Source organism: Thalassotalea ponticola, assembly GCF_041379045.1.
In the GTDB taxonomy this organism is placed as follows: Bacteria; Pseudomonadota; Gammaproteobacteria; order Enterobacterales; family Alteromonadaceae; genus Thalassotalea_A; species Thalassotalea_A ponticola.
This window is the reverse complement of record NZ_CP166871.1, coordinates 1,534,012-1,548,566: the sequence shown is the minus strand read 5'-3', so window position 1 is coordinate 1,548,566 and position 14,555 is coordinate 1,534,012. Positions and strand designations below refer to the sequence as shown.

Sequence of the window (14,555 nt, the reverse complement as noted above, 5' to 3'; positions counted from 1 at the left end):
TGATATTGCGCTGGTGTTAATCACTGCGTTTACACTAAAACTTCCACTATACTTTAATACGCAGTCTAAATAATTGCGTTGTGCAGTATGGCGATGTTTTTATTGGGAAAAACTGCAAGCAGCAATTGGCTCGTATAAGCTTTGCTAAACGTGTAAAAACGAGCCAGTAATAGACTAACCAACCGTCAATACCGAATAAGGATACAAGGCGAATGAGCGTATCGAAACATCTCACCACTTTGTTGTGTTGCTGTACCCTGTCAAGTTGCTCTATCAACGATAGCAGTAACTCCCAGCCGCCTATATCGCTAACCGATCCTTGCGAAAAAATAAACGCCCTTCTCAAAGAGTACGACAATAATTTTGACCGACTTAAACTAGAGCAAAGTAACTTAAAACTAAGTCAGGTGTGGAAAGCAAAATATCACCTTGTTGGAGAAAGCTGTCAGATTTGGGCATGGGGCACTGAAAAATACACCTACGCCTGCAGTTTAAGCGCGCCGAATAAACAAGTCATCGATCAATACTTTAATAATGCCAAAGCCACGGCTAAGCGGTGTTTGAGTAACGACTGGATCTCGAGTGAAAGCACAAAAGCGGATAACCAAGGCTATAAAATAGAATTCAGCTCAGACAAGTCTTCGGCGAAGCTTGCCGCGCATGCTGTGCCAAGTGGTAATGTATTTAAATCGCAGTGGACCATTTATTACTACTTCGGCAATATCGCTGAGCCAAAATCGCAGTAATAGCGTGACATGTGTTGGTTGACCAAGGCAACAAGGCGGCGCCCATGACCTCGATTGAAAAGTGATAAGGTGACACGCTAGCGGTTGCTGTTGACGACTTAATGAGTCAGCCTGCGCTAGCGCAGGCTGACTCCAAATGACCTGATGCTTGCCGTTTGTTCGCTAAAGCGCGTCAACGATATCTTTGATCAAACTCGGCCCTTGATAAATAAATCCAGTATAGACTTGCACCAGACTCGCACCCGCATCAAGCTTTTCTTTTGCTGATGCAGCACTGTTGATCCCCCCAACACCTATGATCGGTATTTTGGCGTCAAGTGCATTGGCAAGAGTGCGGATAACGTCGGTACTCTTTTGTTGTACCGGAAGGCCGCTAAGTCCGCCCATTTCCTCGCTGTGCTCAAGCCCCTCTACCCCTTCACGACTAAGAGTGGTATTGGTGGCGATAACCGCGTCAATGCCATTGGCAAGCAGGCACTCTGCTATACCGTTAATTTCTTCGGCTGTTGAGTCAGGGGCAATTTTGACCGCTAGTGGGACGTATTTCTGATGCGTTTGTGCTAACTTTGTCTGCTCTTCTTTTAGCGCCGACAACAGATTGTTTAACGCATCGCCGTACTGAAGATCGCGTAAGCCAGGCGTATTCGGTGAAGAAATATTGACCGTGATATACGAGGCATACTCATATACTTTCTGCATACAATGAATGTAATCATCTTTGGCATTTTCTTCGGCGGTATCTTTATTTTTACCGATATTAATGCCCAGTACGCCGTTGAAGTTTGCGCGTTTTACCTGTTCAACGAGGTAATCAACACCATGGTTATTAAAGCCCATGCGATTGATGACCGCGTCGGCCTCAGGCAAGCGAAAGATGCGTGGTTTTGGGTTACCTGGCTGAGGGCGAGGTGTTACCGTTCCGACTTCAATAAAACCAAAACCCAATGCTGAAAAGCCGTTAATACACTCGCCGTTCTTGTCTAATCCAGCGGCAAGTCCAACCGGGTTTGGAAACTCAATTCCCATCACAGTAACAGGCTTCGACTTGACTTTAGCGCCATAAAGGCCCTTCATCGCACACGCAGCCGGTTTTTTCATCATATTAATGGTGAAGTCGTGAGCCTGCTCTGGACTCATTTTAAATAAAACATTACGAGCAAGTGAATAAAGCATGATATCTCAATTTTGTCGTCAAATAGGTCGTATAAATGGGGCGATAAAAAAACTCCCCGGCGCGCGGGGAGTTTAACATCATTTATTGTCGATAAAAACCAGCAACTGAGCTCACTTAGCTAGATGCGTGGTCATTGTGATGTGACAGCATCATCAGCTCGCGCAATGCAACTGAGAATTTGGCAAATTCGTGGGTTTTGCTGGTTTTAAAATCAGCCAGCACTTGGCGCCAACGAGTTAATGGTTGTTCACAACGCGCTACCCAATCATCGATCATCGCATCGATATCTTTACTGTCAGGGTGTTGACGCAGAATCGCAGAGGTCAATTCGCGTTGCTGCCAATCGAGCTCTTCTCTAAACGACGCACGCGCCAACGCTTGCCAGTGATTGTCTACCGGTTGCTTGGTGATTTGATCAAGGAACCAATGCAATTCAAGGCGCACACCAATGGTGTAATACAGCGCAGCAACTAACGGAACATCACGCTCCTGTTGCGTTGCGATCTGGGCGATGTCCATGGTTGAGAACAAGGTCGACAACTGTGCAATTCGCTGGGCGATCTTCGCCGGAACCTTGCGCTCTTTCAGCTGTTCTTTGGTGTCGTTTAAGCCTTTTGCTTCTTTTGCATCAATGAACTTATCTAAATTAGCACTAAGCACTGCAAAGCTTGGCGCAAAGAAATCGATAGATTGCTCGATGGTCATCGCCTTGTTGCGATGACGCAACAACCAACGCGTTGCACGACGCACGTTTCGACGCAATTCAAATAACATTTCGGTTTGTACCGATGCTTCGATCTTGTTGTCTAATTCAGTGATCTGCGACCACGTTTGCTCTAACTCGAAAATCGCACTGGCAATGGTAAAGCACTTAGCAACTTCAGCGCTATCCGCACCCGTTTCTTCTTGCATGCGAACCACAAAGTTTGAGCCCATGTAATTACACAAGTCGTTGGCAAGGCGAGTCGCAATAATCTCACCGCGCAGTGGGTGTAACTGCATTTGTTGCTTGTAAAGCTTTTGCAGTTGCTCTGGAAATGCGGTGATCAATAGCTTGTTCAAGTACGGGTCATCATTGATTTCATCGACCAATAACTCTTCTTTCAGTACCATTTTACCGTAGGCGATAAGCACTGAAATTTCAGGGCGAGTTAAGCCGCGACCGCGAGCCATTCGCTCAACCATTTCTTCGTCGCTTGGAATAAACTCCAAAGCGCGGTCTAGCTTACCGTGACGCTCTAAATGGTGAATAAATCGCTGTTGCTCTTTTAATTTCTTAGCACCACGAGCTTCTGAGATAGAAATTGAATGCGTCTGGTGATAACAGTCCTCTAAAACAATGCGCTCTACATCATCCGTCATGTCGTAAAGTAAGTTATTGCGCTGTTTAATGGTTAAATCGCCATTTGCCACTAAGGTGTTTAACAGGATCTTAATATTAACTTCGTTATCAGAGCAATCAACACCACCGACGTTGTCAACAAAGTCGGTGTTCATGCGTCCACCATTGCTGGTGTATTCAATACGACCCAGTTGAGTACAACCTAAGTTACCGCCTTCACCGATGACTTTGGCCTGCACTTCACTGCCGTTTACGCGAAGTACGTCATTGGCTCGATCGCCCACTTCCGCGTGGCTTTCTTTCGACCCTTTAATGTAGGTACCAATACCGCCATTCCAGATTAAGTCGACTTTCATTTTCAACGCGTGTTGAATCAATTCATTTGGCGAAAGTGATAACTTTTTGGTCCCCAGCATTTGTTTCATTTGTGGGGTCAGTTTGATTGATTTCTCAGCGCGAGAGAAAATACCACCGCCTTCAGAAATAAGATCGCGGTTGTAATCGTCCCAGCTTGAACCCGGTAAATTAAACAGGCGCTCGCGTTCAACGTAACTCGACGCAGAATCTGGCGTTGGATCGATAAAGATGTGCATGTGGTTGAATGCCACTTGCAAACAGATGTGTTTTGATAACAGCATGCCGTTACCAAATACGTCACCGCCCATATCACCTACAGCCAATACGGTAAAGTCTGTGGTCTGACAGTTCACACCAATTTCTCTAAAGTGACGCTTAACTGACTCCCAAGCACCTTTGGCGGTAATCCCCATTTTCTTGTGGTCATAACCAACAGACCCACCAGAGGCAAAGGCGTCACCTAACCAAAAGCCGTACTCTTCAGCGATTTCATTGGCGGTATCCGAAAACGTTGCCGTGCCCTTGTCGGCTGCGACCACTAAATAGGTGTCGTCTTCGTCTAAGCGAATCACCGAATCAGGGTGTACCACTTCACCACCGACAATATTATCAGTAATGTCTAACAAGGCGCGGATAAATGTCTTATAGCACTCGCGTCCAGCCTCAAAAATCTCTTGTCGAGTACCACCAAGCGGTAATTGCTTACAGTAAAATCCACCTTTGGCACCAACCGGTACAATAACGGTATTTTTTACTTGCTGTGCTTTCACCAAGCCCAATACTTCGGTTCTAAAGTCCTCACGGCGATCTGACCAGCGCAAACCACCACGAGCCACTTTACCACCGCGCAAGTGAACACCTTCAACTTGAGGCGAATATACAAAAATTTCGTATTTCGGCAGTGGTTTTGGCATCTCAGGGATCAATTCAGGCATCAGCTTAAATGACATGTACGATTTATCTACGCCCTGCTCATCTTTCTGATAATAGTTTGTGCGCATAGTCGCGTTCATGATTTCTACGTAACGTCGAATAATGCGGTCATCATCCAAACTCGCAACCGCGTCAAGCGATGTTTCAATCGTTTCAACGACTTTAGTAATGGCTTTTTGCGTTGACTTGCCCTTTGGATCAAATTTCAAGTTGAATAGCTGAACCAATAACTCGGCGAAATTTGGGTAACGGGTAAATGTTGACTCGATATAACTTTGCGAGAAGGTACTGCCAATTTGCTGTTGATACTTGGCATAGGCACGTAAAATTGAGACTTCGCGTCCAGCTAAACCAGCACCTAAAATCAGCTTGTTAAAGCCATCGTCTTCTAATTCACCATGCCACACTTTGGCAAATGCATCTTGGAATAACGCTTGAACTTGTTCAAGATTAAACGTTTTGTGGCCCGTTAATAGCATTGAGAAATCTAAAATCCAATACATCTCGCCGTCGTCAGAACGAACCATATATGGACTTTCACCGATCACCCGTAAACCGAAGTTTTCCAGCATCGGTAGCACATCAGATAAGTGCAGAGGTTCGCCTTTGTGAAACAGTTTCAACTTAACAAAACGACTGTCTGCCTTTTCTTCTAATGGCTGATAAAACAACATTTCCAGAGGGTTGTTATCACTAATCGCTTCAAGCTTATCGATATCAACAATCGCCGTGCCCGGTAACACTTCGTCTTTGTACGACTGAGCAAAGCTCGCGTATTTACGCGCCAGAGCTTTACCTCTTACTTCGCCTTTATTGGCTTTAAGTGCATCGAAAAATTTATCATCCCAACTGCGGGCTGCTTCATTTAAGTTGCGTTCAATTTCTTTCACGTTTATATCTGCTTTTGTTGAGTCCACTCGGACAATGTAGTGAGTACGGGCCTGGACAGATTCCGAGAAGAAAGTATTGAACTCAACTTCATGTTCACTTCCAAAGGCTGCTTGTAATATTTTTTGGGTATCGATACGCAGTTGCGTGTTGTAACGCTCGCGCGGCACGTAGACCATACACGAATAGAAACGGTCAAATACATCACGACGAACAAATAAGCCACTAACGTCGCGCTCTTGCATTTGTAAAACGCCCTTCACCGTTTTAACTAACTCGTCAATACTCGACTGCAAGATCTCATCACGAGGATACGTCTCTAAGATATTGATTAGGGTTTTATAGGCGTGAGAATTTGGCGCAAAGCCCGATGCTTGGCAGACGCGTTGTACCTTATGGCGAATGATCGGCAGATTAAGCGCGCTGTCATTGTAAAACGCACTGCCAAATAACCCTAAAAAGCGCTCTTCAGCAATGACGTGTCCTTGCTCGTCAAATCGTTTGATACCAATGTAATCCATGTGAGCCGGACGGTGTACTCGCGACTTACTGTTGGTTTTGGTCAAAATCAAAATGTTGTTACCCAGTGCAATTTCACGGGCTTTTTCAGGTAGGCTATTTACCATACGCGTTGCCGTTTTTTCATCGGAGTCGCGCATCAGGCCCAATCCTGACTGGCGGTCGGCTTGCAACGCCACATCGCCTTTAACTTTTTTCACTTCGTAATAGCGATAACCCATAAAGGTAAAGTTGTTGTCGAGTAACCATTCGAGAAATTCTTTGCTCTCTCGGTAATCGTCTTGATCAAATTGGGCTTTGGATGTTTCTAAATGAGCAATTGCACCTTTAAACTTATCGGTTAATGCTTGCCAATCGTTAACCGTTGACCAAACATCTTTATACACAGAGTCTAGCTCTTGAGTTAGTTGATCGATTTGTTTTTGTGTCGTTAAACGATCAATTTCAATAAAGAACACGGTTTCCGTGGTACTTTCTTTAAGCTCTTTTGTCGCATCGCCTAGCGCCGATACTTGATTGTTGTAATCACGCACTATTTTCATTGGGCAATTGACAATGAGATGCGGTGATAAGCCTAAGCGATTTAGCGCAATTCGAGTAGAATCGACTAAAAACGGTGTGTCTTTTAAAATGATTTCAATAACCGTATGGCTCGATTTCCAGCCGTGCTTCGATACTTCAGGGTTTAACACGCGAATAAACGCATTGTCATTCTCGCGTGAATTTAACGCTTTCCACAAACTTAACGTAGCGCCGTAAACATCGCTCTCGTTGCGACCGGCTAAGTCATCAGCTGATAGATTGTGATAAAACAGTGAGGTGAATTGTTCTAGCAAGGGTGCCGTTTCGGCAGGTACTTTTTCACGGATCAGTTTCGTCACGTTACTAAAAAGTACAGAAGAGTGATTATCAAATGACGCCATAAATATTCCCCTCAGTTTGGCGAAATGTTTTCTAACCTACACCGGCAACAACGATAACGATATAATTTTGGCCGGTTGCTGGTGTTTGTAATTCTTGTTCTAAACTTTCACGACAAAATACAAGGACGTGCTTTGCATTTTTCCAATTATTCTATTGGATAGCTATTAGGATAGACTACGGTGCGAATTCTATTAAGAAAACTAGGGGATTGCGAGAACTTTTTTAGAGTAAAAATACCAATTGTAAGCACAGTGTTAACAGTTAACAATATTCTATTCAACTGGCCTAAATAGAAAATGGCCATACGGCCATTTTCATGATTAGTTATGCAAAATTAGCGTTTTTGAGCGGATTAATTTTTACGCCATAAAAACGTTGAAAGGGCTGGCAATATAATGATAGCCGCCAACATATTTACCAAGAACATGAAGGTCAATAGAATACCCATATCTACTTGGAACTTGAGGTCTGAGAAAAACCACGTTGATACGCCGATAGCCAAGGTCACACCGGTGATTAACACCGCACTACCGCGCTCTTTTAATGCGCCTAAATACGCTTGTGCCATGGTTTCACCGCGTTTGATTCGAGAGCTCATGGTCGACAAGATATAAATGCCGTAATCAACACCAATACCCACACCCAAGGCAATAACCGGTAAGGTCGATACCGTCAAACCAATATCAAGATAGGTCATCAGTGCCTGTGCCAGCGTTGAGACCACGTACAAGGGCACGATAATAACAATGGTTGCTCGTATTGAACGGAAGCTGATTAAACACAACAAAGTGACCGCAGCGTATACGTAAAGCATCATTGGCAATTGCGCTTCGGCTACGGCCTCATTAGTCGCCGCCATAACGCCAACTGGGCCAGAGGCTAATTTAAACTGAATATCATCGGTATTGAGTTCTGCGGTGTTTTCTTTTACCGCCGCAACCACCCGTTCAATGGTTTCAGCTTTGTGATCTTCCATGAACAGAATAATTGGCATCGCACTGCAATCGGTATTGAGTAAACCACTTGTTGTCGGCACTAAGGCAATAGCCTGTACCAGTGACGAGGAATTGCGCGGTAATACCTGCCAACGCTTGTTACCCTCGTTAAAGTTAGAATTTACTTTTTTAGCGACCGTTGCCAACGACACTGCCGATTGAACACCATCAATGTTCTCTAGGCGCCACTGCATCTCATCCATTGTCGATAATACATCGTGATTGATACATGAGTCGCTATATGTTTCAGCAACCACAGACATGTAATCAACACTAATCGCGTACTTATCGGTAATTAAGAAGGTATCTTGATTGTAGCGAGAATCTTGGTGTAATGCTGGCGCGCCAGCGTGTAAATCGCCAATTTTTAGCTTCTGGCTTTGATACAAACCCCAGACAAACATTACCGCAGTAACCGCTAAAATGACACCGGCAGCCTTAGGCGAGCTAACGAACGCTGCTTTTTTCCACAATATGCGATTCATCAACTTGTGATCGGCATTGCGCTCTATTTGCTGCAGCGCTTGTTGGTCAAAGCGCACAAATGATACCAGTACCGGTAATAATACAAGGTTGGTAAAAATAATTAAGCCAACACCCAAGGAAGCCGTTATCGCCAACTCGCGAATAATGCCGATATCAATCGCCAACAGGGTTAAAAAGCCAACGGTATCCGATAATAACGCAATTCCACCGGGTAACAGCAGACGACGAAACGCGGTTTGTGCCGCTTGTTTTGCGTGGGCTCCATGAGCGACCTCTTTTGATATCGCATTGATCATCTGAACCCCGTGAGAGACACCGATAGCAAACACCAAAAACGGCACCAGTATCGACATCGGGTCAAGGCCAAAGCCGAGTAGCGTCAACAGTCCCATTTGCCAAATAACCGCAATAAGCGAACAAACTATTGGCAATATAGTTAAGGTGATCGAGTTACAAAACAGGTAAACCATCACTGCTGTAATGGCGATGGCGATAGCGAAGAAAGTGACAACGCCTTTAGCGCCGTCAGCAATATCCCCCACCATTTTGGCAAAACCAATAATGTGGATACTGATGTTGTCTTTCTCGTATTTGCCGCGAATCTCATCTTCCAGCTGTTTGGCAAGTTTTAATGTGTCGAGCTTTTCCCCTGTATCCGGATTGATCTCCATCAGTGACGCTTTGACCATGGCACAACTGTAATCGTCTGATACCACAGAGCCAACAATACCGGCTTTTTCAATATTACTCTTAACCGTCGCTAAGCCTTGTTCGGTGGCTTGAAAGTCTGCCGGAATAACTGGCCCGCCAGCAAAGCCATCTTCGACAACCTCGACAAACCGAGTTGACGGCGAGTAAAGAGAATTAACCAGTGTGCGATTTACCCCCGGAATAAAGAACAACTGATCGTGTACGCCTTTAAGGGTATTGAAAAACGACTCGTTAAAGATATCGCCCTCGCTATTACACACCGATATTAATACGTTATTCGCACCACCAAAATCGTTTTGATGCTTTAAATAGGTTTGCATATAGCTGTGTTGCAAAGGGATGTTTTTCTCAAACGACGCATCAAGGCGAATGTTGGTCGCCTGAGCCAATAAATAACCGGTTATAAAAAGAAAAATACCCAACACTGTAAAGCGAAAGCGAAACAGGTTGCGTTCTAGCATGTCTAAAAATTGTTTTACTATCATTATTGATTATCCAGAGCCTTGATCCCTACTTCTGATGCCACAACCAGTTTGTTGTCAAACCAGACACCCGACATCAACGCCTTACCATCTTCTTCTGTACGCAGGCGAAATGTTTTACCGTCATCACTGGTCAACACCACACCTGCATTACCCAACACAAATACACGACCATTGTCGGCAACGACAATGTTATTGAGCAACGCGATAGAATCCACATCTACCTGTTGCCATTGCTCGCCAAGGTCTTCACTGAAAAATAAATTACCGCGCAAACCCGATGCTAGTAACAGCGAATCATTGATGACGCGAATATCGAAGAATGAGCCAATGTAAATTTCATCGAGTAATTGCCAGCTTTTACCTTGATCAAGGCTTTTTGCTAGAAGCCCTTTTTCACCAGCTAAAAACAATTGCCCTTGGTGTAAATACAGTGCGTTAAAATGCGGTAAGATACTGCCAATTTCGATCTGGTAAAACTCCGGATCTTCTTGTTTGAGATCCTCTAAATACAACTGGTCGTCTTCGTTTAGTAGCTCGAGGTGATATTCGGCCTGCCACGTTTTGCCACCGTCGTTAGTGCGTTGCATAAAGCCGTACGCACCCACAGCAATACCGTGGTTTTTATCGAAGAAGATCACGTCCAGTAACGGGCGTTGTAGCTTTGGCTGAAAACTTTGTAGTTGCCATGATTGACCGCCATCTTGCGTGTGCAATATTACCGCATCGTGGCCGACAGCCCAGCCGGTCATCTCATCGAGAAAAAATAGCTTGGTGATGGTTGATTGGGTTGGAACGCTCTTTTGTTGCCATGTAATGCCGTCCGTTGACATTAAAATATGCCCTCTTTCACCGGCGGCTAATAAGGTTGTATCGTTGATTTTCACCACGTCAAGTAACAGCGATTTACTTGCCAGTGGCTGCATTTGTGACTCATTAGCAACGCCAACACTCGATAGCACTAGCGATATTGCTATCAGACATGCAGAAATTGTTTTATTCATTAAACGTTGTACCTACTCTGTTTGTATGCACTTTTAGTAAAGCCCATCGAAATGATGTTAAAAGTCATCCGATGAGTCGTTTATAAAGCAAAAAAAACGGCTGGCTAGGCCAACCGTTTATGCCTTTCTTATTCGTGGTTAGCGACGACCTTCACGACGTAATGCCGAAGAAGTAAAGTCACGGTCTTGTAAACTCGGAGAAAAGTCATACATGTCATGTTCATTATCTAAACCAATAGCAAGATAACGACGAGAGTTCAGATCGTGATACACCTCAAGTGTAGACCATTGCGCTGGCAACTCGTAATAATTAAGGCCATGTGCTTGCGCTACGCGATAGAGTTCATCGCGGTTGTCGTACATATCAGCGACAGATACTTGCCAACTGTCTTCATCAATGTAGAACACGCGTTTTTTGTACACGTGGCTAGTATTGTCTTTTAACTTCGCTTCAACCACCCAAACGCGATGTTTTTCATAGCGCACTAGATCCGGGTTGATGTGGCCAGGTGTTAAAATGTCCGAGTATTTAACCGCATCGCTGTGCAAACGGTAATCGTTATACGGGATCAAAAGCTCTTGTTTGCCTTTTAGTTCCCATGTATAGCGATCTGGCGCACCGTTGAACATGTCAAAGTCATCGGTAGTGCGCAAGCCATCTGATGCTGTGCCTGGGGCGTCATACGCAACGTTTGGTGCACGACGTACACGACGTTGACCGGTGTTATAAGTCCACGCTTGACGCGGTGTTTTGATTTGGTCCATCGTTTCGTGAACCAATAATGCCGTACCGGCTAAGCGCGCTGGCTCTGATACTTTTTGCTTAAACTTGAACAGAATATTGGTCTTTTCAAGGTCAGCTGGGCTTGCGCCTTTGGTCCCGTAAGGAAGCATCAACGCCTCGTCAAAACCGATGTAGGTGTAATCACCCGAGGCCGTTGGCGCCGCTTGGCCACCCTCACGAGTGATCGCTTCACCGCGATAACGCAAGGTGTGGTTCCAAATAACTTCTAAACCATTTTTAGGGATTGGAAACGGTACACCTACCGCTGCTTGAGTAATACCGTTACCGTCGCGAATTAACTCTGAGCGAGTCGCGTTTTCGCGCGTCGCATCGTACACGTGTTGTGGGTACGATGCACTGCGACGAGTTTGATATACATTCATCTTGAAGGTGTCTGGGTACAGCTCAAACAACTTCATTTGGCCTGGCGTCAAGACGTCTTTGTATTGCGCAGCGTTTTGTGCCGTTACCGTATATTGTACCTTGTCGGTTGGATACGGGTCTGGGTGGTGGTCACCTACTTTATAACCCGCTGGGGCTTGAGTAATACCACCAGTCCAAGCTGGAATAGAGCCATCGGCGTTAGCGCCAGCCTCTGCGCCCATCGGGGTAAGTTCTTTACCTAGCTTGGCAGCCTCTTCAGGCGAAACCTTAGCAGATGCAGACGCTGAACAAAGTGCCAGCGTCACAGCTAAAGATAAGCTTGTCAATTTTTTCATGTTTACCTCTAGATTGAATATTTAATGTTAAACGATACAAAGTCGCGATCAGCTAATTGGTTGGTCGTGCCAACGCCACCGTAAAATGCATTGTAGTTGATAGCCGCCGACCAACGATTTTGATAATCAAAGGTTACGCCAGCAGAAATCGACTTGCGATCTTCAACAAATAAGAACAATGGATCCGGCGTAATACCGTCAACATCATGAGAAAATACGACGCGAGGTTTCATGTTAATACCCATAAATACGTCGTTGTAATCAAGGCTTGCTAATATGCGGTAGCCCCAAGCAGAATCCGTTGGGAATGGATTGGTTTCGGTACCGCCGAATAACGCCATTCTACCGTCTTCTGTAATGCTCGTGCCTGAACGTGCGCCGCCAGGACCGTTGAGACGCAATACGTCTTCAGCTGGCATGTCTTTAATGCTGATACCACCAACTTCAAGTAAGGTGGTAAATTGACCGGCGCCAAATGTTGGTCCCCACAAATGGGTGAACGTCATTTGTGCTTGCACTGTATCGAGCTGGATATAACCTTGCGCTAATTCACCTGGGCCAATACCTTTCATTTGCGATAGGTCGCCAAGTGGCGCCAAACCCGCATTTGCCAATTGCTCAGGTACTGCCGCAAACAACAACTCTACATCGTCAATTTGCAATGGTTCGTCTTGACGATAGGTCACCTCACCAGCAACCGAAGTTAAACCAACCGTAGTATTGAAGCTTAAACCGTATAAGTTGATGTCTTCAGGAAACACAAACTTAGCCTTGGCAAAGGCATTCAAATCGGTGATGTTATCTTCGGTTATACCGCCACCAAGGGTCTGTAAGTCTTGAATCAGCGCTGGCGTACCAAAGTTCGCTGTTTGACCGGAAATCAATGGACGACGCGAGTGATAATTGATGTAGTACAACGCCAACTCGGTGTCGTTTAACTCTGGAAAGAAATAGCCAAATTTAACACCGTATTGACCGCCGTCTTCAGGCTCCATTTTGGCCTTGTCATTCTTCTCAGTTAAGGTTGCTAAACGAGCTAAGCCAACGTACTCACCCAAACGCGCAGCATCGGCTTGGGTGCCGGTTAACGTACTGCCGAATTCATTTAACTTAGCGATAAGTGCATCTAAATTAATATCTGCGGTACCGCCAAAGCCCAATTGAATATTATTGTTGTAGCCACCAGAGCCTGCGAAGTCATTACTTGAAAAGTAGCTACCCGGTGCTGGCAAAATGGTTTCTTCCCAGCGGTATTGATAAAACGCTTCGATATTGAAGTTCTCGGTGACACCAACTGATGCCCAAACCGAACCAAATGGGATAAAGGCTTCCTTAAGCTCGGCACCAGGGGCGCGCAAACGGGCGATGTCAATCGGGTTGATTTCGGAAATACCATGCGCGATTAATGTCGACTCACCCCAACCAATAAGTTGGTCACCGATACGCACACTGACCGGTACGTCACCGACGTACATATCGGCATATAAAAACGCATCAAGTAAGCGAATGTCACGACAGATTTCATCTTTTGCATCTTCGTCGTCACAAGGACTGTATTCTTGTCCTGTCAAAGGATTGGTATACGGGCGACTGCTGTCCATCATTTCAAAATCGTAGAAGTACATCGCACGACCAAAGAAACCGTAGTCACCATTTTCACCCGCGTAACGGATATCTAAATCATGGGAGCCTTTAAGGGTTTTGGAGAACGCCTCGCCCGAATCATAGTTCAAGTTACCCAAATCACCGTTACTTGAATAAGAACCTGGTAGCGCCCAGATTTCGCCTTGTGAATACGCGTTGTTCATCCAATCAAGGTTGTTATTTAGGTTATTGGATTTAGCTATTGTGCCATTCCAATCGCGATCTTCAACGCGGTAACTTTCACCATATGAGAACGTTGAATCAAACGATACTTCAAATTCACCTAAATCAAATCTGATCGCTTGGGCTGGCATGGCACTAAGCATTAGCAGACCCGCTGCCACACTCTTAGCAACCGGGCTTTGACCAAACTTACGCAAAGAACTTGGTTTCATGTATTAATCCCCGAGAGTTTTAAAACTTTTGTTTATTATTAGCTATTTTTTTAGTGAGCATGCTGAGCTCTACTTTTTTACAACACCTAAGTACCTTCTGTTCAGTACACTAAGGTTCGTTGACGACTATACACGTCAACGCCGTTAAAAAAGCAAAGATCAACACACTCCAGTTCGAGTGAAACTCAAACAATGATTGCACTATTCTAACATCTAAGCAACACAAAATAATAGCGCACAAGCGCACGTAAATTCATAGACTTGCGTTATTGGTTTATTTATCTCGTCCATACATTTAAAACAAGCGTTTAAAACCACATAAAAATATCAGATAAGTTTATTTACACGGGGTTTAAGAAGTTCACAACAAAACTTGTAAAGTCAACGACCTATCTCGCGTTTAAAGTATTCACTCTAAATTAGTCATCGAATTGTAAAAAAATTTTTTTATG

7 protein-coding genes are annotated in these 14,555 nt (G+C 44.8%); 1 reads left to right on the top strand and 6 read right to left on the bottom strand.

Annotated features, from left to right (window positions below; all coding sequences use genetic code 11):
* The first annotated feature begins 212 nt into the window (after positions 1-212).
* Entirely contained in the window at positions 213-746 is a 534-nt protein-coding gene (locus ACAY30_RS06575; protein ID WP_290250241.1) for a hypothetical protein, read from the top strand.
* A 162-nt stretch (positions 747-908) separates the two neighbouring features.
* On the opposite strand, the gene pyrD is transcribed toward ACAY30_RS06575, so the two are convergent.
* The 6 genes from pyrD to ACAY30_RS06545 all read right to left on the bottom strand — a co-directional run bounded on the left by pyrD (position 909) and on the right by ACAY30_RS06545 (position 14,103).
* Positions 909-1,919, bottom strand: coding sequence for a quinone-dependent dihydroorotate dehydrogenase (gene pyrD / locus ACAY30_RS06570; protein ID WP_290250240.1), 1,011 nt, complete (start codon positions 1,917-1,919; stop codon positions 909-911).
* A gap of 115 nt (positions 1,920-2,034) precedes the next feature.
* Positions 2,035-6,882 carry an NAD-glutamate dehydrogenase gene (locus tag ACAY30_RS06565; protein ID WP_290250239.1) on the bottom strand — a complete coding sequence of 1,616 codons (4,848 nt, stop codon included), beginning with the start codon at positions 6,880-6,882 and terminating at the stop codon, positions 2,035-2,037.
* 353 nt (positions 6,883-7,235) lie between these two features.
* Complete coding sequence (locus tag ACAY30_RS06560; RefSeq protein WP_290250238.1) at positions 7,236-9,560, bottom strand: RND family transporter; 2,325 nt, start codon at positions 9,558-9,560, stop codon at positions 7,236-7,238.
* Positions 9,560-10,561, bottom strand: coding sequence for a YCF48-related protein (locus ACAY30_RS06555; RefSeq protein WP_290250237.1), 1,002 nt, complete (start codon positions 10,559-10,561; stop codon positions 9,560-9,562). The genes ACAY30_RS06560 and ACAY30_RS06555 overlap by 1 nt, the downstream gene beginning before the upstream one ends.
* Positions 10,562-10,699: 138 nt before the next feature.
* Positions 10,700-12,064, bottom strand: coding sequence for a DUF1329 domain-containing protein (locus ACAY30_RS06550; RefSeq protein WP_290250236.1), 1,365 nt, complete (start codon positions 12,062-12,064; stop codon positions 10,700-10,702).
* An 8-nt stretch (positions 12,065-12,072) separates the two neighbouring features.
* The gene (locus ACAY30_RS06545) at positions 12,073-14,103 is read right to left on the bottom strand and encodes a DUF1302 domain-containing protein (RefSeq protein WP_290250235.1); all 2,031 of its coding nucleotides are present in this window, start codon (positions 14,101-14,103) and stop codon (positions 12,073-12,075) included.
* Between the last annotated feature and the right edge of the window lie 452 nt (positions 14,104-14,555).

Coding starts and splice junctions, on each gene's coding strand:
- ACAY30_RS06575 (WP_290250241.1), top strand. CDS start 213: ATGAGCGTATCGAAACATCTCACCACTTTGTTGTGTTGCTGTACCCTG.
- pyrD (WP_290250240.1), bottom strand. CDS start 1,919: ATGCTTTATTCACTTGCTCGTAATGTTTTATTTAAAATGAGTCCAGAG.
- ACAY30_RS06565 (WP_290250239.1), bottom strand. CDS start 6,882: ATGGCGTCATTTGATAATCACTCTTCTGTACTTTTTAGTAACGTGACG.
- ACAY30_RS06560 (WP_290250238.1), bottom strand. CDS start 9,560: ATGATAGTAAAACAATTTTTAGACATGCTAGAACGCAACCTGTTTCGC.
- ACAY30_RS06555 (WP_290250237.1), bottom strand. CDS start 10,561: ATGAATAAAACAATTTCTGCATGTCTGATAGCAATATCGCTAGTGCTA.
- ACAY30_RS06550 (WP_290250236.1), bottom strand. CDS start 12,064: ATGAAAAAATTGACAAGCTTATCTTTAGCTGTGACGCTGGCACTTTGT.
- ACAY30_RS06545 (WP_290250235.1), bottom strand. CDS start 14,103: ATGAAACCAAGTTCTTTGCGTAAGTTTGGTCAAAGCCCGGTTGCTAAG.